16 protein-coding genes and 1 tRNA gene are annotated in these 19,031 nt (G+C 61.9%); 5 read left to right on the top strand and 12 right to left on the bottom strand.

Going from position 1 to position 19,031, the window contains the following annotated elements; all coding sequences use genetic code 11:
- The first annotated feature begins 502 nt into the window (after positions 1-502).
- The 3 genes from ACTNBU_RS10595 to ACTNBU_RS10585 all read left to right on the top strand — a co-directional run bounded on the left by ACTNBU_RS10595 (position 503) and on the right by ACTNBU_RS10585 (position 2,548).
- Complete coding sequence (locus ACTNBU_RS10595; protein ID WP_441033802.1) at positions 503-1,195, top strand: CAP domain-containing protein; 693 nt, start codon at positions 503-505, stop codon at positions 1,193-1,195.
- 88 nt (positions 1,196-1,283) lie between these two features.
- Complete coding sequence (locus ACTNBU_RS10590) at positions 1,284-1,595, top strand: DUF6809 family protein (RefSeq protein WP_441033800.1); 312 nt, start codon at positions 1,284-1,286, stop codon at positions 1,593-1,595.
- Positions 1,595-2,548, top strand: coding sequence for a tyrosine-type recombinase/integrase (locus ACTNBU_RS10585; RefSeq protein ID WP_441033799.1), 954 nt, complete (start codon positions 1,595-1,597; stop codon positions 2,546-2,548). Before ACTNBU_RS10590 ends, ACTNBU_RS10585 begins: the two co-directional genes overlap by 1 nt.
- A 557-nt stretch (positions 2,549-3,105) precedes the next feature.
- Here ACTNBU_RS10585 and ACTNBU_RS10580 read toward each other — a convergent pair.
- From ACTNBU_RS10580 to tsaA, 9 genes are all read right to left on the bottom strand, one after another.
- Positions 3,106-3,181, bottom strand: a tRNA-Pro gene (locus ACTNBU_RS10580).
- Between the two features lie 445 nt (positions 3,182-3,626).
- Positions 3,627-5,153, bottom strand: coding sequence for an O-antigen ligase family protein (locus tag ACTNBU_RS10575; protein WP_441033797.1), 1,527 nt, complete (start codon positions 5,151-5,153; stop codon positions 3,627-3,629).
- 39 nt (positions 5,154-5,192) lie between these two features.
- Positions 5,193-6,206, bottom strand: coding sequence for a glycosyltransferase family 2 protein (locus tag ACTNBU_RS10570; RefSeq protein WP_441033795.1), 1,014 nt, complete (start codon positions 6,204-6,206; stop codon positions 5,193-5,195).
- 92 nt (positions 6,207-6,298) lie between these two features.
- A complete protein-coding gene (locus tag ACTNBU_RS10565; protein ID WP_441033793.1) occupies positions 6,299-7,177 on the bottom strand; it encodes a tRNA 2-thiocytidine biosynthesis TtcA family protein in 879 nt (292 codons plus the stop codon).
- A gap of 981 nt (positions 7,178-8,158) precedes the next feature.
- Positions 8,159-9,706 (bottom strand): cardiolipin synthase, encoded by a 1,548-nt coding sequence (cls, locus tag ACTNBU_RS10560; protein ID WP_441033791.1) that lies wholly within the window; start codon positions 9,704-9,706, stop codon positions 8,159-8,161.
- 214 nt (positions 9,707-9,920) lie between these two features.
- Positions 9,921-11,360, bottom strand: coding sequence for a nicotinate phosphoribosyltransferase (locus tag ACTNBU_RS10555; RefSeq protein WP_441033790.1), 1,440 nt, complete (start codon positions 11,358-11,360; stop codon positions 9,921-9,923).
- Positions 11,361-11,613: 253 nt separating this feature from the next.
- A complete protein-coding gene (locus tag ACTNBU_RS10550) occupies positions 11,614-11,742 on the bottom strand; it encodes a hypothetical protein (protein WP_441033788.1) in 129 nt (42 codons plus the stop codon).
- Positions 11,743-11,757: 15 nt separating this feature from the next.
- Positions 11,758-12,885: a sodium ion-translocating decarboxylase subunit beta gene (locus ACTNBU_RS10545; RefSeq protein WP_441033804.1), complete on the bottom strand. Its 1,128-nt coding sequence runs from the start codon at positions 12,883-12,885 to the stop codon at positions 11,758-11,760.
- A gap of 279 nt (positions 12,886-13,164) precedes the next feature.
- On the bottom strand, positions 13,165-13,869 hold the full coding sequence (gene tsaA / locus ACTNBU_RS10540; RefSeq protein WP_441033787.1) for a tRNA (N6-threonylcarbamoyladenosine(37)-N6)-methyltransferase TrmO: 705 nt from the start codon (positions 13,867-13,869) through the stop codon (positions 13,165-13,167).
- Between the two features lie 233 nt (positions 13,870-14,102).
- Between tsaA and pnuC the strand changes: the two genes are divergently transcribed.
- Positions 14,103-14,783: a nicotinamide riboside transporter PnuC gene (gene pnuC, locus ACTNBU_RS10535; protein ID WP_441033785.1), complete on the top strand. Its 681-nt coding sequence runs from the start codon at positions 14,103-14,105 to the stop codon at positions 14,781-14,783.
- Positions 14,784-15,186: 403 nt separating this feature from the next.
- Complete coding sequence (locus ACTNBU_RS10530; protein ID WP_441033783.1) at positions 15,187-16,101, top strand: DUF2935 domain-containing protein; 915 nt, start codon at positions 15,187-15,189, stop codon at positions 16,099-16,101.
- A 52-nt stretch (positions 16,102-16,153) separates the two neighbouring features.
- On the opposite strand, the gene ACTNBU_RS10525 is transcribed toward ACTNBU_RS10530, so the two are convergent.
- The 3 genes from ACTNBU_RS10525 to modB are packed head-to-tail and all read right to left on the bottom strand — an operon-like array spanning position 16,154 to position 18,407.
- Positions 16,154-16,666, bottom strand: a complete 513-nt coding sequence (locus ACTNBU_RS10525) for a MogA/MoaB family molybdenum cofactor biosynthesis protein (protein WP_441033781.1) — start codon at positions 16,664-16,666, stop codon at positions 16,154-16,156.
- A 17-nt stretch (positions 16,667-16,683) separates the two neighbouring features.
- Positions 16,684-17,730: a sulfate/molybdate ABC transporter ATP-binding protein gene (locus ACTNBU_RS10520; protein WP_441033780.1), complete on the bottom strand. Its 1,047-nt coding sequence runs from the start codon at positions 17,728-17,730 to the stop codon at positions 16,684-16,686.
- A complete protein-coding gene (gene modB / locus ACTNBU_RS10515) occupies positions 17,721-18,407 on the bottom strand; it encodes a molybdate ABC transporter permease subunit (RefSeq protein WP_441033778.1) in 687 nt (228 codons plus the stop codon). The genes ACTNBU_RS10520 and modB overlap by 10 nt, the downstream gene beginning before the upstream one ends.
- Positions 18,408-19,031: the final 624 nt, after the last annotated feature.

Here is a 19,031-nt window from a genome sequence, read left to right as displayed (position 1 = left end):
CTTCCTTGAATTCCTTGCTGTACTTTCCCATTGTGATCCCCTCCATCTTTGTTTTTCACTTTAACAGATTTTTGGGGAATTTGCGACTGCACTTAAAGGGTACCACTCCAGACCACTGAAACAGGATATTATGAATGTTGAAAAGGGAAAAATCCACCTTGCGCTGTGAATCGATAAGGAGGCCCTAAAGCAGATACCAAAATATTGCATCGGTTCCTGGCAGGGACAATTGCTGTTCCGGCTGGTGGTAGAGGTCAGCATGATGGGCTGCATCATCGCAGCCGATACCGCAATGGACAACAAAACGATTAGCGGCTCCGTGCCGAGTGCGCTCGGGATGCCAAGAAGGCCAACGGTCAAATTTCTTTCCGGGATGCGCTACGATTCTGTAGCCTGATTGCCTGAACCGTCAGTTCCTCGCCTCTGGATTTGGTACTTATAGAACTAGCTATTCAAAATACTTTGCGGTATCGTGTGTGGCTAAAGAAGGAGGCGGCAGACTATGAAAAAAGAAATCTTGCTGATGACAACAGGAATTTTTGTAGGAACAGTGCTCTGCCATGGCGGCGGAGCGGCGGCAGCCAGGACGGTCGCGGAGCCGTCCTGGCTGCCCATCTTCGTAAACGGAAAGCAGGTGCAGATGGAGGCTTACAACATCCACGGCAACAATTTCGTCAAGCTCCGGGACATCGGACAGGAGGTGGGCTTCAACGTGTACTGGCAAGATGGTGTCCAAGTGGACAGCGCTTCTCCGTATACCGGCACGGCACCTTTGCAAGAAACATCCGTCTCCCCTACCACTCAGGAACTCCGCCAGGAGATGGTACGGCTCATTAACCAGGTACGCAGAGAGCATGGCGCACCTGCATTGGTAACTGACCAGGCTCTGATGGATGCCGCGCAGGACTGCTCTGCGCAGATGTTCACCTCTCACCATAACCGGACGGAATGTGAAGCCGTTGCAGCATCGGGATACCCTCATGGCTTCGGTTCCAATCTGACGGTGTTCACCGTCACAGACCCGGAAAGAATCCCCGAAAAGGCGGTGGCAAACTGGAGCAATTCCCTCGGCCACTTGGAAACAATGACCGACCCGGATTGCGATACTGTCGGCGTTGGCATCACCGTGAGCAATGGAAAAGCATTCTGCTATATGTTCGTGGGTAAGCCCGGAACGCACAACCCTTATGCGTGAATTGATAACATTCTGATAATACTTGCCCCGACGCATAGCTATTGCTTCTTAATTGCGGTATGGTGTGTCGCTGACAGGAGGCGATTTGATGTACGAATACATGAGAGGACTGCAGCGGCAATTCTTCAAGGAGCCGGACTTCCCGGAACTGCGGCAGGAACTTAATGAGCTCCACCGGGAACTGACGGAGGACAGGCCCAAAGATGAGCGGCGTAAGCTGCTAAAGCTGGTAGACCTGGAAGCAGAGCTGCGGGACGAGATTTCCCTCGCCAGCTTTACGGCAGGCTTCCGTCTGGCGTGGGGCATTATCGGTGAATTAAACATAGAGCCGCCCTACTCCTTCGCTGAGGAAGAAGAGCGCAGAATGGGGCAGCTTGCAGACTTAAGGAGGGATGACTAATGGCAAAGCGCAGGCCGTCCGGTGACGGCATGGTGCGCAAACGCGACGATGGTCGCTGGGAGGGCCGCATCGTGGTGGGACACGAGAAAAACGGCGACCCTATCTTTCATCACGACTATGCCAACACCCAGAAAGAGCTGACAGACAAGCTCCACCAGAGCATCGAGCGCTACCAGGATGTGGAGCTGACCGAAGATAGCCGCATGACGTTGAGCGAATGGCTGGATATCTGGCTGGAGGAGTACAAGGAAGGCACTATCCGTCCCAGCACCATGAAGAGCTACCGCCAGTTCGTCGACTGCTACATCAAACCCCAGCTGGGCTACAAGCAGATGTCCCTCATCACCAGTCAGGACATCCAGCGCATGTATCGCCGCCTGAAAAAAGAGGGGCGCATCCATGAGCATTCCGAGGATGGAAATGAGCTCTCCGACGCCACCGTCAACCACATCCATACCATGCTCCACGGTGCCATGAAGGACGCGGTGCAGGCGCATATCATTCCGAAGAATCCCACCGAGGGGTCGACGGCCCCCAGGCCAAACTACAAGCCCAAGCGCATCCTGAACGAGCAGGAGCTGGACACCTTCATGGAGGCCATCCGCAAGGATGATGTCTGGTATGAGTTCTTCTACACCGAGCTCATGACCGGACTGCGGCGGGGCGAGATCTGCGGTCTGATGTGGAAGGACTTTGACGAGAAGAAAGGCACGCTGAAAGTGTGCCGTACCCTCCACAGTAAAAAGATGGGCGTATTCGCCCTGGGCGACACCAAGACCAGCAAGGGCACACGCACCATCATCCTGCCCCAGAGTATCGTGGAGCTTCTGCGGCAGAGAAAGAAACGAGCCATCAGTCAATGTATAAGAAATAACCTATTGCCTGCTTCAGATTGCAATTCGTGCCCTTTAAAGAAACATGAACTTTATAATCTGTTATACTTGTTCCAGTGAGGTTTTCAACTGTATTCCGAAGAATATTTTTGTATGTATTATATAAGAAATTCACATGTTGGCAGATTTCTTTTTCTTCTCTCAATCCTTTGCGAACCGAGTCTATCCTTAACATTGAAAGTAGATGTATTTTTAATGATTCAATAAATTGAAAATTTTCCTCTAAAATAATAGCTTGAATAATAGCTTGGGAATTCAGAATTGAATTTTAGACTTTTTACCTTTACGTATCAGAAACTGAAACCTATGGGTATCATTATAAATTTCAATTGGAATATATGTATGAAAGTCATCGTTTTTTGACGAAACAGAATATTGCAAACGTGACGCCTCGAAAATCTCGTCTATTTTCTGCAAAAATGGCACTGTTCGTTCACCCCCTACCGACTTTCTAAGTATAAAATGTGCATAAATCAGATGCGATTACTTTCCAGACATATTATAGAGCATTTGTATAAAGAAAACAATAAAGTGTCGATTAATCTTTTATACTATCAAATCCTGCGCCGCTATAGACAAAGAAAAACCCTCTGAAATCAATCGATTTCAGAGGGTTTTGGTCCGAGTGGCGCGACTCGAACGCGCGGCCTCGACATCCCAAATGTCGCGTGCTACCAACTGCACTACACCCGGATATTTTGCTGTCATGATTATAGCACGAAAACCGTGCGATTCAAAGTTTTTTCCTGACTGTGGTCATTTATGTGGTCAAAGCTGTTTTTTTGCCCGGTTTCGCAGCCAATGAAAATCCCGCAAGTGCTTGTGTCGCAAGGGTTTCCGGGCTTCGGGTACTCCTGTCGTGAATGAATCGGCCTATGCTCCCAAACCACCCGCGCTACCAACTGCGCTAATCCCGGTTATTCAGTTTTTTATCTGGCCGGGCGAACCGCTCCCAAACCGGTCCGACAGCCGGTACAGATCCCGCGGACGCCCCCGCTGCAAGAGGCTCCCGGCTTCGCCCCCAGCTGCTGCCGATTCCCGCAGCCGCTTACTATTGAACCACAGATCCCGGAAAAATGCAAGGGGCGGGGCCGGCCTTTTAGCCGGTCCGGCTCCTCTTTTTCCTTGTTTCGCGCTCTTACTTCTCCTCCGCGGCCATCTGACGGCAGATCTTCACGCCAGCCAGAGCCATGGCGAACACGAACCAGAACATGCTCATCACCCGGGGATAGTTCCACAGGTAGTCCGCCAGGCCCGCCACCATGGCCCCGCACAGGGCCGCCGAGGCCGCCGCAGTGATGGTCCGGGCGGCGGAGTCGGCGCAGTGCCGCACCTGACGCGCCGCGTTCTTGATGTTCCACAGCATGGAGCCCACGAACCCCACGATACCCAGCACGCCGGCCTCGATCCACACCTCCAGATAGATGTTGTGGGCGTGGACGAAGGGCGCTCTGGCGTGGTACAGATTGTTCTCCTTGATGAACGCCTGGACCGCCTCGGTGCCCAGTCCCGCACCAGAGATAGGCGACTGCGCGATGACCCGCAGCGCCGCCTCATACAGCGGGAACCGGCTGGCGGTGGAGCTGTCGGTGGTGTTGGTGATGGTCAGGATCCGGTTCCAGATGGTGGTGGGCAGCAGCGGCACGCACACCACGCAGGCCACCGCGAAGGCCGGGATCAGCTTCGGCTTCCAGAGGAACACGAACACCACGGCGGCGCAGGCGATGCCCACCCAGCTGGCCCGGGAATAGGTCATGCCCAGAGCCGCGGCGCCCACCGCGAAGATCCCGGCGGCGGCCAGACGGCCCCACCAGCGGTCCGCGCACAGGACCAGTGCCGCCACCAGGGGCAGCAGGATGATCAGCACCTCCGCGAAGGTGTTGGGATTGTCAAAGAAGGACTCCACACGGCCGGGCATTCCCGCGTTGACCGTCAGGTCCACGTAGGCCTTCACCACTTCCACGCCCTGGATGCGCTGGTAGACGCCGTACAGGGACGATACCATCACCGCCACCGCCGCGCCGGCGCACAGCCGCTTCAGGTCCCCGGCGTTCCGGACGGCGCTGACCGTCACCAGCACGCACAGGGCACAGACGGCATGGTACATCAAAAACCGGGTGGACATGGAGGTGTGGCAGGACAGGGGCACCGCCAGACACACCGCCCCGAACATCAGCACCGGATAGAAGCCGATGGACGCCACGTCCAGCCGGGCGTCCCGCTCCCGCATGGACCGGGCCAGAAACAGCAGCAGCAGGAGGAAATAGCCCATCAGGTTGTAGGCGTTGTTCCAATGCTCAAAGGGGATGCTCCACAGCAGCATCACCAGCCAGGACTGGGCAATGGCGGTCTCCGCCCCCATCTCGAAGGCCAGACCCGCGAACCGGCTGCCGTCGAACAGGGGCTTCCCCAGGGTATACAGCTTGTGCAGCAGCCAGCCGGGGAGGTTCAGCACGGCCCCCAGCAGATGGCAGGAGCCGCTCTCCTCCCACCTCCGGGCCACCGCCCCCTCCCGGCACAGCACCCGCAGAACGGCGCTGGTGTCGATCTGCCTGTTGCACCAGCGGCCCAAGGCCGCCAGACAGCGGTGGAGGGCGCTGCCCTCGTACAGGACGCACAGCAGCGTCCACAGGCGGTACAGATTGCTTTGTCGGACAAGTTCCATGAACGGAGACCTCGTTTTCAAAATCTCAGAACCGCAGGCTCAGATGCGGTTTTTCAGACGGTACAGCTGGGTCAGGATGAAGAAGTGCCGCCCCTTCACCAGATTGGCCACCATCTGCTTGTTGCCGGACAGGCCCGCCGGCGTGATGGCGTCGATGGCCTGCTTCATCTCCGGCTGGGCGCACAGCGCCTCCACGGCCTTCTGCCGCTCCCGGACGGTCCTGGGATTGCCCTTGGCGTACTCGTTGCCGATGGCGATGAGCAGGCCGGACCAGTTGGAGTTCTCCCGCCACTGGGGACGGGCCTCCGCCAGACCGTACCGCTCCACCAGCTCCGTCTTCCGCTCCATGAAGCGGCGGAACACCTGAAGGAAGTCGGCCATGTACCGGTGGGTCACGGAGGAGGGATTCAGGAAGTAGCGGTACAGGGGCTCCTCCGTCACCACCAGCTTCTCCGCGTTGCAGAAGTACTCCATCAGAAACAGGTCGTCCTCCAGATAGGCGCCCTCAAAGGCGATCTTGTTCTCCCGGATGATGGAGGCGGAATACAGATACCGCCAGATGAAGCCGTTGAACAGCGGCAGGCTCAGCCGGTCCCCCACCAGGGGGTACACGATGCCGTTCCGGATGCCCTCCCGGTCGTAGACCCCGGCGGGCAGCACCAGCTCCACGGACTTGGCGCCGTTGGCATACAGGTTCAGATGGGCGCAGGCGGCGGTGTCCGCCCCGGACTGCTCCATGGCGGACCACAGCGTCTCCAGGCAGCGGCACTCGTAGCGGTCGTCGGCGTCCAGGAAGGCGATGTACTCCCCTTTCGCCTCCCGCAGCCCCAGGTTCCGGGCGCTGCTGACGCCGCCGTTCTTCTTCCGCAGCACCCGCACGCGGTCGTCTCCGGCGGCGCACTCCATGGCGATCTCCCGGGTCCGGTCCTTGCTGCCGTCGTCCACGATCAGCAGCTCCCAGTCCTGGAAGGTCTGGTTCCGGACGCTCTCCACACAATTTTTCAGATACTTTTCCGCGTTATACGCGGGGACGATGACAGAGATCCCTGGCATCCAATCACTCCTTCAAGGCGTTGGCGGCCCGTGCCGCCCCCCGGCAAGCAGGGGTTCATTCCTGAATACTATAGCATAATTTCCGGTATTGGTCAATCGCTGAAAGACTCCAGGGCTCCGTCGCCGCCCAGCGCGTCGTAATACTCCGTGAAGGCGTAGCGCCGGCCCCGGAACTTGATGCCCGCCAGGGTGTCGATCTGGGCGTCGTGGACGGCGGCGAAGATGCTCTTCTCCACATTGGGATTCGTCTTCTTCAGCTCCCGCAGCAGCACCTTCATCTCCTGACGCTTGCTCTCCCCGATGCCGTCGCCGGAGCTGTCACGGGCCTCGGTGAACCGGCAGGCACACTGCAAAAACCGCAGGTGGTTATAGTCCTTCCAGGCGATGATATGGTCCTCATGGACGCAGTACAGCGGCCGGATCAGCTCCATGCCGGGGAAGTTCTTGCTGTGGAGCTTGGGAGGCATGGACTGCATCTGGGCGCCGTAGAACAGGCCCAGCAGCGTCGTCTCGATGACGTCTGAAAAATGGTGGCCCAGGGCGATCTTGTTGCAGCCCAGCTCCCGGGCCTTGGCGTACAGATGGCCCCGGCGCATCTTGGCGCAGAGATAGCAGGGGTTCCGGTCCACCACCGTGGTGACTTCAAAGATGTCGCTCTCGAAGACGGTGATGGGGATCTCCAGCAGCCGGGCGTTGTCCTCGATGAGTTGGCGGTTGGCGGGGGCGTAGCCCGGGTCCATCACCAGGAATACCAGCCCGAAGGGCTGCTCCGTGTGGCGCTGCAGCTCCTGCATCAGCTTGGCCAGCACCATGGAGTCCTTGCCGCCGGAGATGCACACGGCGATCTTATCCCCGGGGGCGATGAGCTCGTACCGCTTCACCGCGGCGATGAAGGGGTTCCACAACGTCTTGCGGTATTTTTTGATCAGGCTCCGCTCCGCGATCTGGCAGGGCGTCAGTTCCTTTGACATAGGTCCTCCTTTTGCGCCTTGACCCGGCACGGGGGTTTATCTTCCCCTGCGCCGGAGGCGGGAATTTTTCTCGTGGGGCGGGGGTGCCGGGGAAGCCCGGCGGCTTTGCGCCCCCCATTCTCTTTTTTCTTGAAAAAGAGAATGCGTCGCGCCCGGTGGAAGAGAAAATCGCTTTTTGCCGCACAACCGGCCCTGCGGGCCAGTTGGCGGAAATGCGGGGGGCTTCCGAATCAGTACCGACTTTCAATAGAAGTCTCCTACCGAGTGCGGAGTACATTGGCTGTTGTCGGGACTGATCCGCCGCAGCTCGCAGAACCCCGGCAGTCATCGTGGGGTGGAAGATCGCAAGGCCTGTCCTTCTACTCCCGCGCATTCCGCTTCGCTATGCGCTACCCTGTCAGGCAACGAAAGTACGGCGCCAGTCCCTCAGCAACCACCGGGGTGCGGCAGCAAAAGAGGACGGCGGAGTATCCCTGAATTCCCCCAACTTTCGAGAATGCCAGATGTGGTTGAGCGGTCCAAGCCATCAGTCACTACCAGGCCAAACCCCCGTAAAGGCGCTGCGAGCGTTCCGGACGAAGTCCGGAATGCCGCCGCCAGAGCCTTTTTCTCTTACACCATCGAAAGGCGCATTCTCTTTTTCCACGGAAAGGGGCACCCCACAAAAGCCCAGCGAAGCGGGTTTTGTGGGGAAGAGGAAAGCGGCGAAGCGCCGCCAGCGGCGGAAAAAGCGAGCCGGTTTCGAGGAAGCGGCGCGATTGGCGGACCCGAAGGGGCCGGAAATCGCAATGCCGCGACGGTGTGCAAGGGGGCAACGAAGCGGTATGAGGGATGCCCTCTCCCGCAGGGCGTCCCGAATATAGCGCAGTTTGACCCGACGACGAATGGGGGTTTTGAAGCCTGCGGCCTTCGCCGCACTTCCCCGCGCCCCCGGAGGGGGGGCTCCCCCACACCCCCCCGTTTGGGGTTTCTACGCTATATCTAAATAGCAAACAACCTCAGCACCGATGCAAAGGCCCTGCGGTACCAGGGCCGCTTGTTCCACTCGCTGAGGGTATACAGCCGGCTCTCCGCCATGATGTGATCCATGTCCTCCAGCAGCTCCTCCACCGCCGGCATTTTGTACAGCAGAACGCCGCACTCGTAGTGCAGCTGGAAGGTCCGGTAGTCCATGTTGGTGCTGCCCACCAGCGCCACCTCCCGGTCCACCATCACGCTCTTGGCATGGAGGAAGCCGGGACTGTACTTGTAGATCTTCACGCCGTGGCGCATCAGCTCGCCCCAGTAGGTCTCCGCCACCATGTAGGTGAACTTGTGGTCCGGCACCGCCGGGATCAGCAGCCGCACGTCCACGCTGGAGTCCGCCGCGATGCACAGCGCCTTCTGCATGGAGTCCTCCACCGCGTAGTAGGGCGTGGTGATATACAAAAACCGTTTGGCGGAGCCGATGAGCTGGAGATACGTCTCCTCAATGGGATTGTCCGGATTGTTCAGGGGGCCGTCGGTGAAGGGCTGGCACCAGCCCGGGCCCTTTCCCTCCTGCCGGGGACGGTAGTAGTCGTCCTCGTTGGGCAGCGTCCGGCCCATCATCTTCCACATCTGGATGAATTGGGCCGCGAAGCCCCAGGCCCCCTCGCCCTCGATGCGGACGGCGGAGTCCTTCCAGTGGCCGAACCGGTTCACCAGATTGGCGTACTCGTCGCCGATGTTGATGCCGCCGGTGTAGGCGTAATACCCGTCGATGACGACGATCTTCCGGTGGTCCCGGTAGTTGAAGTAGATCCGGTTGACATACCGGTGGACGGGATTGAACACCTCCACCTCGATGCCCGCGTCCTGGATCTTCTGGAGGGTCTTGCCCGACAGACGGGTCAGGTTGCCGAAATCATCGAAGATGATCCGGACCTCCACCCCCTGGGCCGCCCGCTCCCGCAGGGCGCCGAAGATGCGGTCCCAGATCCGGCCCTCCGCCAGGATGTAGAACTCCAGGAACACGTAGGTCTCCGCCTTCTGAATATGGGCCACCAGATCGTCGAAATAGGCGGCGCCGTCGCCGAAGTACTGGGCGGCGGTGTTGGGATACAGCAGAAAGCCCCGCTTCTGGAGGTAGGTGGCCAGACGGCTCCAGGCCGGGTCCGACCGCCGCAGCTGGGCGATGCCCGTCTCGCTCTGCCGCCGCTCCCGCTCCTTGTGAGCCGGCGGCGGCACCCGCTTCATGCTCAGGGTCTTGGCCTGGTGGGCGCCGCCCCACAGCAGGAACAGGATCATGCCCGCCACCGGCACCGCCAGCAGCAGACACATCCACACCAGCTTGTACGACGGACTGCCGCTGCGGGTGTAGATGCGGATGGCCACCGCCGCGCCGATGATCTCCAGAACGCCGTAGATGATGCTGGCGTAGACATGGAGAAATTTCGTCAGCAGCAGCGTGGACGCGATCTGCACCAGCACCACTGCCGCGCACATGGCGATGCTGGTGGCGGCGGAGATCCGCCGCTCTGTCCGCTGTTGGATGCCCGGTTTCTTCATATGTGCTCCTCTCTGCCGCCCGCGCCGCCGGGAAAGGCCCTCCCCGCCGGTTTTTTCTCTTTATCGATCTGAATGATATAGTATATCACATCTCCGCGGAAATTGCATCTCAATCTTTTTCAGAAATGGTTCAGCGCCGGGACCGGACAAACGGAAACGGGGGGCCACCCCACGGGTTGGCGCCGCGGGGTTTGTTTGTTTTTTACTCCTGCTTTTACCGCAGAAGCCGCTGCTTGATGTCCCACAGCTTCTGGCTCAGGTCCACGTAGTAGGTGTGGGGATAGTCGAAGCGCTTCACCTCGTCCCACAGGGTGTCCACCTGCTCCGCGCAGTAGGCCTGGATGGACTTCAGGTCCGGCCGGTCGTATACCAGACGGCCCTTCTGGAAGATGGGCACCTGCAGGGGCCGGGCCTTGAAGTTGCTGATGACCTTCCGCTTCCAGGTGGCACGGGGATCGAAGATCTCCATGGGCAGCGCGTCGTCCACCTCCTCGTCCCAGACGGTGATGTAGTCCGCCTCCGCCTTGCCGGTCTCCCGGTCGTACAGGCGGTAGACCTTCTTGAAGTGGGGGTTGGTGATCTTGTCCACGTTCTCGCTGACCTTGATCTTGGGGATGATGGTGCCGTCGGCCGCCTCCACTGCCGCCAGCTTGTACACGCCGCCGAACACCGGCTCGCTGCGGGCGGTGATCAGCCGCTCGCCCACGCCGAACATGTCGATGCAGGCGCCCTGCTGCAGCAGGTCCTGGATGATGTGCTCGTCCAGGGAGTTGGACGCGGAGATCTGGCACTCCGTCCAGCCGGCGTCGTCCAGCATCTTCCGGGCCTGCCGTGTGAGATAGGCCATGTCGCCGGAGTCCAGCCGGATGCCGCACTTCTTGATGCCCAGGGGCTTCAGCACCTCGTTGAAGGCCCGGATGGCGTTGGGCACGCCGGACTTCAGCACGTTGTAGGTGTCCACCAGCAGCGTGGCGTTGTTGGGATAGACCTGGCAGTAGGTCTTGAAGGCCTCGTACTCGCTGTCGAACATCTGGACCCAGGAGTGGGCCATGGTGCCGCCGGCGGTGACGCCGTACAGCTGGTCGGAGATGGTGCAGGCCGTGCCCTTGCAGCCGCCGATGAAGGCCGCCCGGGCGCCGGAAATGGCGCCGTCGGTGCCCTGGGCCCGGCGGGAGCCGAACTCCAGCACCGTCCGTCCCTTGGCCGCCCGGACGATGCGGTTGGCCTTGGTGGCGATGAGGCTCTGGTGGTTGATGGCCAGCAGCAGGAACGTCTCGATGAGCTGGGCCTCGATGGCCGGGGCCCGCACCGTCATCACCGGCTCCCGGGGGAAGATGGGCGTGCCCTCCGGAATGGCCCAGATGTCGCCGGTGAAGCGGAAGCTGGCCAGATAGTCCAGAAAGCCCTCGTCGAAAATGCCCTTGCTCCGCAGGAACGCGATGTCCTCCGGGTCAAAGTGCAGGTCCTGAATATAGTCGATGATCTGGTCCAGGCCCGCACAGATGGCGAAGCCGCCCTTGTCGGGCACGTCCCGGAAAAACACGTCGAAGTAGGTGATCCGGTCCTGATAGCCGGCCTTCCAGTAGCCGTTTCCCATGGTCAGCTCATAGAAGTCGCACAGCATGGTCATGTTGAGTTTTTCTCCCGTCTTCATTCCGCACCTCAATCCGGCGCCCTGACGCCGTTTGTAATGTCCGCCCGCTGGGATGCGGACGGTGAGCATGGGCCTCTCCGGACCCTTTGAGGGTATTATAGGCGATGCTCCAAAAAAATGCAAGGATTCCTGCAAAATTTCGTCAAATTCTTGTCAATTCTGGCCGGGAATCCTCCCTCCGGGCGGAAAACGGGAAAAGCCGCCGTTCCGGCCCGAAAGCGGAACGGCGGCATACCATTTCAGCAGGTGCCGGTCACCGTTTTCCCCGGCTGTCGAGGCGGGCCAGACACCAGACCAGCAGGGCGATGACGCCCAGAACGGTGAAGATACCGGCCATGCCCTGCCACAGCAGGGTCCCGGCGGCGGACAGTGCGCTCGTCATATCGTCGTCCCTCCCTTACATGAAGAATCCCAGGATGACGCCGCCGGCCACCACGGAGGCGATCTGCCCCGACACGTTGGCGCCCACGGCGTGCATCAGCAGATGGTTGGTACGGTCCTGCTCCAGTCCCAACTTCTCCACCACACGGGCGGACATGGGGAAGGCGGAGATGCCCGCCGCGCCGATCATGGGGTTCACCTTCTCCCGGCAGAAGATGTTCAGCAGCTTGGCGAACAGCACGCCGCCTATGGTGTCCAGCACGAAGGCCGCCAGGCCCAGGCACAGGATCATCAGCGTCTGGAGGGTGACGAACTGGTCTGCCCGCATGGAGAAGGAGATGGTGATGCCCAGCAGCAGGGTGATGAGGTTGGCCAGCTCATGCTGGGCGGTCTGGGACAGGCTCTCCAGCACGCCGCACTCCCGGATGAGATTGCCGAACATCAGGAAGCCCACCAGCGCCACGGAGGACGGGGCCACCAGTCCCGCCACGATGGTCACCAGGATGGGGAACAGGATCCGGGTCCGGCGGCTGACCTGTCCGGCGTTGTAGTGCATCTTGATGGCCCGTTCCTTTTTGGTGGTCACAAGCTTGATGGCGAAGGGCTGGATAATGGGCACCAGCGCCATGTAGCTGTAAGCTGCCACGGCGATGGCCCCTACGTAATTGGAGTGCAGCACCTGGGACACCAGGATGCTGGTGGGGCCGTCGGCGGCGCCGATGATGCCGATGGAGGCGGCGTCCCGGATGTCGAAGCCCATGAGCGTTGCCGCGATGACCGTCAGGAAGATGCCCACCTGGGCGGCGGCGCCGAACAGAAACAGTCTGGGATTGGCCAGCAGCGGCCCGAAATCGATCATGGCCCCGATGCCGATGAACAGCAGCAGCGGGAAAGCCTCCGATGATTCGATGCCCACCTCGAACAGCCATTGGACGACGCCCTGGGTCTCCCCCACGCCGGCGGTGATCTGGTTCAGCACCCCGGACATGGGCAGGTTCACCAGAATGGCGCCGAAGCCCATGGGCAGCAGCAGCGCCGGCTCGTACCCCTTTTCGATGGCCAGCCAGATCAGCAGACCGCCCACGGCGTACATCACCGCCTGCTGCCAGGTGATGGCCAGCAGCCCTTCGTACAAGAATTTCATTGCCATAGCCCCTTTCCTGTAATTGGGGAGTCTGATAAAAAGACCTGCGTCCCGGTTATCTTCGGAACGCAGGTCTGGTCGTTTCATGCAAAGCCAGGGCGCGATCAGACGCCGCGCGCATGCTTGTTGACTCTGCCGCGGGACCCGCGTCCCGCCGACTACTCCCCTTTGTTGGCTCTATGGTACCATGAAAAATTTTCCGTTGTCAAGGGTGTCCCCCCTGTTTTAACGAGTCTTGAACGCAGGCCCCGGGCAGGTCTTCACGGGACCTGAACGGCCCTATCCCTCCCGGAGGATCTCCGTCACCGTCAGGGTGTCCCCGGCCACGGTGAAGCGGACGTTGCACCCGGCGAACCGCAGGCCGTAGACCCGGTCCGGGTCCGTCTGGTAGTGGGGGCGGGGGTCGTTGGCCAGCACCCCCAGCAGGGCCTCCCGCCGGTCCTCCGGCACCGGGTCCAGCAGCGCCTCCGGACAGCGGACCGTCAGCAGGGCGTCCCGGTCCCCGCCGGTCCAGCCCCCGGCGGCGTCGGGGTGGCAGTCGCCGTAGCGGAGATATGGCTTGATGTCGAAGATGGGGGTGCCGTCCAGCAGGTCGGCCCCCGCCACGTGGAGCACCGGACCCCGGTCCGCCGTCAGCTCCACCCCCTCCAGCCGCACGGAGGACAGGCCGATGGGGTTGGGCCGGAAGGGGGACCGGGTGGCGAAGACCCCCATCCGGGCATTGCCCCCCAGCCGGGGCGGACGGACGGTGGGAGACCAGTTCTCCCGCACCGCCTGGGAGAACATCCACACCAGCCAGATGTGGGAGAAGCCCTCCAGCCCCCGGACGGCGTCCGGGTTCCGGAACTCCGGCTCGAAGACGATGTGGGCCTTCAGGCTGTCCACCAGTCCGCTCTGCCGGGGGATGCCGAACTTCTCCGGGAAGTCCGTGCGGATGCGGGCGATGATCTTCATGGGATAGGCACTGGCGTCAGGGCCGCTCATGGCAGGCACCTCCATTCGGTGATCGTTCACAGGCATCATACCACGCCCCGCCGGGAATGGCAAGCGGGACGGACGTCTCCCCGGGCAAAGGCTGTTGCGGTTCGTCTCCCGGTGTGGTATGATGGGGAAACCCGGCCCAACGGACCGGGGGAAAGCGGCAAAATATGATTTTCACACTATTCTCCCATTAAAATATGATATTTTAATGGGAGAATAGTATCAGGAGCATCGACATGAATCATCTCATTCAGAGCTTATCCAAAAAAGAACGGGCCATCTGGATCGTCTCCCTGTTTGTTGTCACCGTTTCCAATATGGTGTCAGGCGGCTTTGATCCCCTGACACTTCTGTCCGCGCTGATCGGCGTCACGTCCCTGATCTTCGCGGCAAAGGGCAACGTATGGGCGCAGATCCTGATGATCGTATTCAGTATTCTCTACGGCATCATCTCCTTCCGCTTCCGGTACTGGGGGGAGATGATCATCTCTCTGGGCCTGACCCTGCCCATGTCCGTCTGGTCAACGATGACATGGCTCCGGAATCCCTCGGAGAAGAACGGGAATGAAGTGGCCATCCGGAAGCTGAACCGGCGGCATGCGGCGGCGCTGGCCGTCTCCAGCCTTGCCGTCACCACCGGCGCTTATTTCCTTCTGCGGGCGCTGCACACGCCCAACATTGTATTCAGCACGTTTTCCATCACCACTAGTTTTTTCTCCGCGTCCCTGGCCATGCTCCGCTCGTCGTATTTCGCGCTGGGATATTCCGCCAACGACATTGTGCTGATCGTGCTGTGGATCCTGGCCTCCATGGAGGACCCCGTCTATATTCCGGTGGTGGTGAATTACTCCATCTTCCTGTTCAACGACCTGTATGGATTTGTCAGCTGGAAAAAGCGGGAGGCCCGGCAGAACTGAACACGCCTGTCCCACCGATAAAACGGCTCCGTCTGAAAGGACGGAGCCGTCAGGCTGTCGAAAAAGTCCATAGACTTTTCCGACAGCCTGCCTAATGTCTCGATTTTCGGACCGCGCAGCGGACCGAAAATCTGCCGCTGCGCGGCGCAAACGCCTGCTAACGCAGGCTTTTTGCAGACATTCGATTCCATACGAAGGGGCTCCCGCCCCCTCGTACTCCCCCCGCAAAAAAGAACTTCTTTCCTTCAAACAGGGGATTTTCGACAGGCTGCGGCTCCGTCTGAAAGGACGGAGCCTTTTTCGTTGTTTCCGCTTCTGCTGCGCGTCCGCTCCGGCAGACGGCGGCACAGGACGCCCCGGTTCGCCATAGAATGGAACATCGAAACCGACAGGAGGTATCACCATGCAATTCACGCGGCAGTACGCGGCGTCCTCGCTGGAGCTGCATCTGTTTTTCGCCCGGATCATGAAGGAGCACGCCCTGTTCCTCATGGCGGGCTTCACCCCCGCCAACGAGAACTTCACCCGGGAGGCGGAGCGGTTCAAGGACTGGTTCGGGGAGCTGCTGGAGCGGGCCGTGGCCCTGGCGGACGGCGCCGTCAGCGGGGAGGCCATTGACTCCGGGGAGTTCCTGACCCCCTACACCATCCAGGCGGAGCGCCAGACCCAGCAATTCACCGGCATCCCCATCGACACCCGGCTCACCCTCCGGGAGACCATGCTCCGGGGCGGCACGGCGGCGGAGCGGGACCAGTCCCTGTTTCAGGAGGTCCGGCGTCTGAACCAGCGGGCCCTGCGCCTGCTGGACGGCTTCATCTCCCTGAAGCAGCAGATTTTGTCCCACGTTCTCAGCTGCCGGATGTTCACCATGAACTATCCCCTTCTGCTGGAGCACATTATCCGGGAGGCCCGGCTGTACCGGGACTACGTGGCCCAGCTGGAGTCCGGGGGCCGTCTGGACCGGGAGGACATGCGCACCGTGGAGCAGTTCTGGAACCGGATCATGATGGAGCACGCCCAGTTCATCCGGGGACTGCTGGACCCCACGGAGGAGGACCTGATCGCCGCCGCCGACGGCTTCGCCCGGGACTACGCCCGTCTGCTGGAGGCCAGCCGCTCCGCCCAGGACCGGACCTTCCCCGGTGCCCTGGCGGAGACCCGGAAGTTCCGGGACTTCAAGACCGCCGGGGTCCGGGGCATCGGGGAGTGCCATATCCGCTCCGTCATCCTGCCCCTGCTGGCGGACCATGTGCTGCGGGAGGCCAACCACTACCTCCGGCTGCTCCAGCAGGGGCCGTCGGGACAGGAGCGGCCGTAAAAACGGGAACCCCCGCCGGAATGCTCTCCGGCGGGGGTTCGTCTGTCGGTGTTCAGCCGGGCCGCTTCTCCTCCGGCAGGGCGGCGCAGTCCGCCGGAGCGCCGGAAAGCATCCGCAGGCCGTGGGGCAAGGCGGGCAGGATGGCCGCCAGATTCTCCCGGATGGCCTTGGGGGACCCGGGCAGATTCACGATGAGGCACCCGCCCCGGATGCCCGCCTGGGCGCGGGACAGCATGGCCCGGTCCGTCACCTGCATGGAGGCGTACCGCATGGCCTCCGGGATGCCCGGGGCCAGCCGGCGGCACACCGCCAGCGTTGCCTCCGGCGTCACGTCCCGGGGGGCGAAGCCGGTGCCGCCGGTGGTGACGATGAGCTGCACCTCCCCGCTGTCCGCCCATCGGATCAGGGCGTTTTCAATCTCGGTCTGCTCGTCGGGGACCACGGCGGTCTGTGCGACCCGGAAGCCCGCGTCCCGCAGCAGTTCCGCCGTCAGGGGGCCGCCCTCATCCGGGCGCTCTCCCCGGGCGCAGCGGTCGCTGACGGTCAATACGGCGGCGTTGTACATGGCAGTTCCTCCTTGTGTCATTCTCTCAGCAGCAGAATATCCGCCGGGGCGATGGAGACGGTGAGCCGCTCCCTGTCCGGCAGGGCGGCCCAATCCGCCTTGTCCAGCTCCATCCGCAGCAGCGGCGCCTCCGGGGCGGCATTCTCCGGCCGCAGCAGCACGATGGTGCCAAACACGTCGTCCACCACCCGCTCCACGGCGCAGGGCACGGCGTTCTCCCCCTCCGCCGCCGGACGGACGTGGTGGGACCGGATGCCCACCACCCGGACCTCCGGCGGCACCGGCCCGCCGCAGTTCAGGGTCACGCCCCAGCCGGGGATGCGGACGGACTCCCCCTCCGGCACCGCCGCCGCGTAGTTCTTGCAGCCGGACAGCCGGGCGGCAGACACCGTGCCGGGGCGGTGGAACAGCGTCTCCATGTCCACCACCGGCTCCGCCGCGCCGTGGTCCATGACGCAGACCCGGCGGCAGTTCCGCCACGCCTCCCCCCGGTCGTGAGTCACCCACAGCACCGGGCCGGAGAACCGGGCCAGCGTGTCGGACAGCTCCAGCTCCAGCTGGTATTTGAGATAGCTGTCCAGGGCGGAAAAGGGCTCGTCCAGCAGGATGGCCTTCGGCCGTGCGGCCAGGATGCGGGCCAGGGCCGTCCGCTGCTGCTGTCCGCCGGACAGCTGCCGGGGCCGCTGGGCCGCCACGCCCTCCAGACGGAACCGCCGCAGCAGCTCCGCCGTCTCCGTCTCCCGGCGGGAGCGGTCCCGGATGGCGGCGGCGATGTTCTGCCGGACGGTCATGTTGGGGAACAGGGCGTACTGCTGGAACAGATACCCCACGCTCCGCCGCTGGGGCGGCAGGTCGATGTGCCCGGCGCTGTCGTACAGCACCGTGCCGTCCAGCTCGATATGGCCCTCGTCGGGCCGCATGATCCCCGCCACGCACCGCAGCGTCACGCTCTTGCCGCAGCCGGAGGCCCCCAGCAGAGCCAGGGGCGCGCCCGCCTCCGCGGTGAAGGCGGCCTGAAGCTGAAAGTTCCCCAGGCGCTTGCGGATGTCCACTGTCAGGCGCATGACCGTCCCCCCTTCCGGTTCTGCCGCTCCCGGGACTCCAGCAGGTTCACCGCCAGCAGGAACACGGCGGAAATGGCGATGTTCACCAGCACCCATTTCAGGGCCCCGGCGTCGTCGTTGGTGCGCCAGAGCTGGTAGACGGTGGTGGAGATGGTGGCGGTCTTTCCGGGGGTGTAGCCCGCCACCATGGACGTGGCGCCGTACTCTCCCAGCGCCCGGGCGAAGGCCAGCACCATGCCCGCCAGAATACCCTGGCGGCAGTACGGCATCCGCACCCGCCAGAAGATCCAGGTGTTGGACAGGCCCAGCGTCCGTCCGGCGTCGGCCAGGGTGGCGTCGAAGCTCTCGAAGGCGCCCCGGGCGGTGCGGTACATCAGCGGGAAGGACACCACGATGGTGGCGAAGACGGCGGACCACCAGGTCATCACCAGCCGCAGGCCGAGCACCGCCTGGGCCCACTCCCCCAGGGGACGGCGGGGGCTCAGCAGGCACAGCAGCAGCCAGCCCACCACCGTGGGCGGCAGCACCAGCGGCAGCGTCAGCACCACGTCCAGCACGCCCTTCACGGCCCGGGGCAGCTTTGCGATGTAATAGGCGGCGAACAGACCCAGGAAGAACACCGCCGCAGTGGAGATGGCGGCGATCCGCAGGGAGTTCCAGAGGGGATACCAATCCATGAGCGGCTCCTTTCTTTTTGCGCTTTTCCGCAGCGCGGGGCGGGGAGTTTTTCCCCCTTCGCGGGGGATTGGTGGTGCGCCCCGTCCCCGGGGCGTGGGGGGGTGCCGGGGAAGCCCGGCAGCTTCAAAACCCCCTTTCGTCGTCGGGGCAAACTGCGCTATATTCGGGACGCCCTGCGGGAGAGGGCATCCCTCATACCGCTCCGTTGCCCCTCCTCTTCCCCACAAAACCCGCTTCGCTGGGCTTTTGTGGGGTGCCCCTTTCCGAGGAAAAAGAGAAAGCGCCTTTTGATGGTGTAAGAGAAAAAGGCTCGGGCGGCGGCATTCCGGACTTCGTCCGGAACGCTCGCAGCGCCTTTTACGTGGGTTTGGCCCGGTGGTGGCCGGTGGTTTGGACCACTCAACCGCATATGAGCATGAAAAAGCTGGGGGCATTTCCGGATGCTCTCTGCTTCTCTTTTTGCTGCCGCACCTTGGCTGTTGGGGATAGCTGGGCACCTTCCCACTGAAAGCCAGGTGGTTGCGGGGGATGCCCCCCTTTCGCAAAAGGGGGGCGGGCACGGCCTTTTGGCCGTGGCTGGGGGGTTCCCTGCTCCCGTCCCCCAGGGAGGGTGTTTCCAAAGA

Source organism: Dysosmobacter sp. HCP28S3_G4, from assembly GCF_052065175.1.
GTDB lineage: Bacteria > Bacillota > Clostridia > Oscillospirales > Oscillospiraceae > Oscillibacter.
The sequence above is the reverse complement of the archived record's forward strand: the minus strand, read 5'-3'. Positions and strand labels throughout refer to the sequence as shown.

Bases quoted from the DNA above. Each gene is read 5' to 3' on its own strand.
- ACTNBU_RS10530 (WP_441033783.1), top strand. From the start codon at position 15,187: ATGCAATTCACGCGGCAGTACGCGGCGTCCTCGCTGGAGCTGCATCTG.
- ACTNBU_RS10570 (WP_441033795.1), bottom strand. From the start codon at position 6,206: ATGCCAGGGATCTCTGTCATCGTCCCCGCGTATAACGCGGAAAAGTAT.
- tsaA (WP_441033787.1), bottom strand. From the start codon at position 13,869: ATGAGCGGCCCTGACGCCAGTGCCTATCCCATGAAGATCATCGCCCGC.
- modB (WP_441033778.1), bottom strand. From the start codon at position 18,407: ATGGATTGGTATCCCCTCTGGAACTCCCTGCGGATCGCCGCCATCTCC.
- ACTNBU_RS10585 (WP_441033799.1), top strand. From the start codon at position 1,595: ATGGCAAAGCGCAGGCCGTCCGGTGACGGCATGGTGCGCAAACGCGAC.
- ACTNBU_RS10550 (WP_441033788.1), bottom strand. From the start codon at position 11,742: ATGACGAGCGCACTGTCCGCCGCCGGGACCCTGCTGTGGCAGGGCATG.
- ACTNBU_RS10520 (WP_441033780.1), bottom strand. From the start codon at position 17,730: ATGCGCCTGACAGTGGACATCCGCAAGCGCCTGGGGAACTTTCAGCTT.
- ACTNBU_RS10545 (WP_441033804.1), bottom strand. From the start codon at position 12,885: ATGAAATTCTTGTACGAAGGGCTGCTGGCCATCACCTGGCAGCAGGCG.
- ACTNBU_RS10555 (WP_441033790.1), bottom strand. From the start codon at position 11,360: ATGAAGACGGGAGAAAAACTCAACATGACCATGCTGTGCGACTTCTAT.
- ACTNBU_RS10595 (WP_441033802.1), top strand. From the start codon at position 503: ATGAAAAAAGAAATCTTGCTGATGACAACAGGAATTTTTGTAGGAACA.
- ACTNBU_RS10525 (WP_441033781.1), bottom strand. From the start codon at position 16,666: ATGTACAACGCCGCCGTATTGACCGTCAGCGACCGCTGCGCCCGGGGA.
- cls (WP_441033791.1), bottom strand. From the start codon at position 9,706: ATGAAGAAACCGGGCATCCAACAGCGGACAGAGCGGCGGATCTCCGCC.
- ACTNBU_RS10575 (WP_441033797.1), bottom strand. From the start codon at position 5,153: ATGGAACTTGTCCGACAAAGCAATCTGTACCGCCTGTGGACGCTGCTG.
- ACTNBU_RS10565 (WP_441033793.1), bottom strand. From the start codon at position 7,177: ATGTCAAAGGAACTGACGCCCTGCCAGATCGCGGAGCGGAGCCTGATC.
- pnuC (WP_441033785.1), top strand. From the start codon at position 14,103: ATGAATCATCTCATTCAGAGCTTATCCAAAAAAGAACGGGCCATCTGG.
- ACTNBU_RS10590 (WP_441033800.1), top strand. From the start codon at position 1,284: ATGTACGAATACATGAGAGGACTGCAGCGGCAATTCTTCAAGGAGCCG.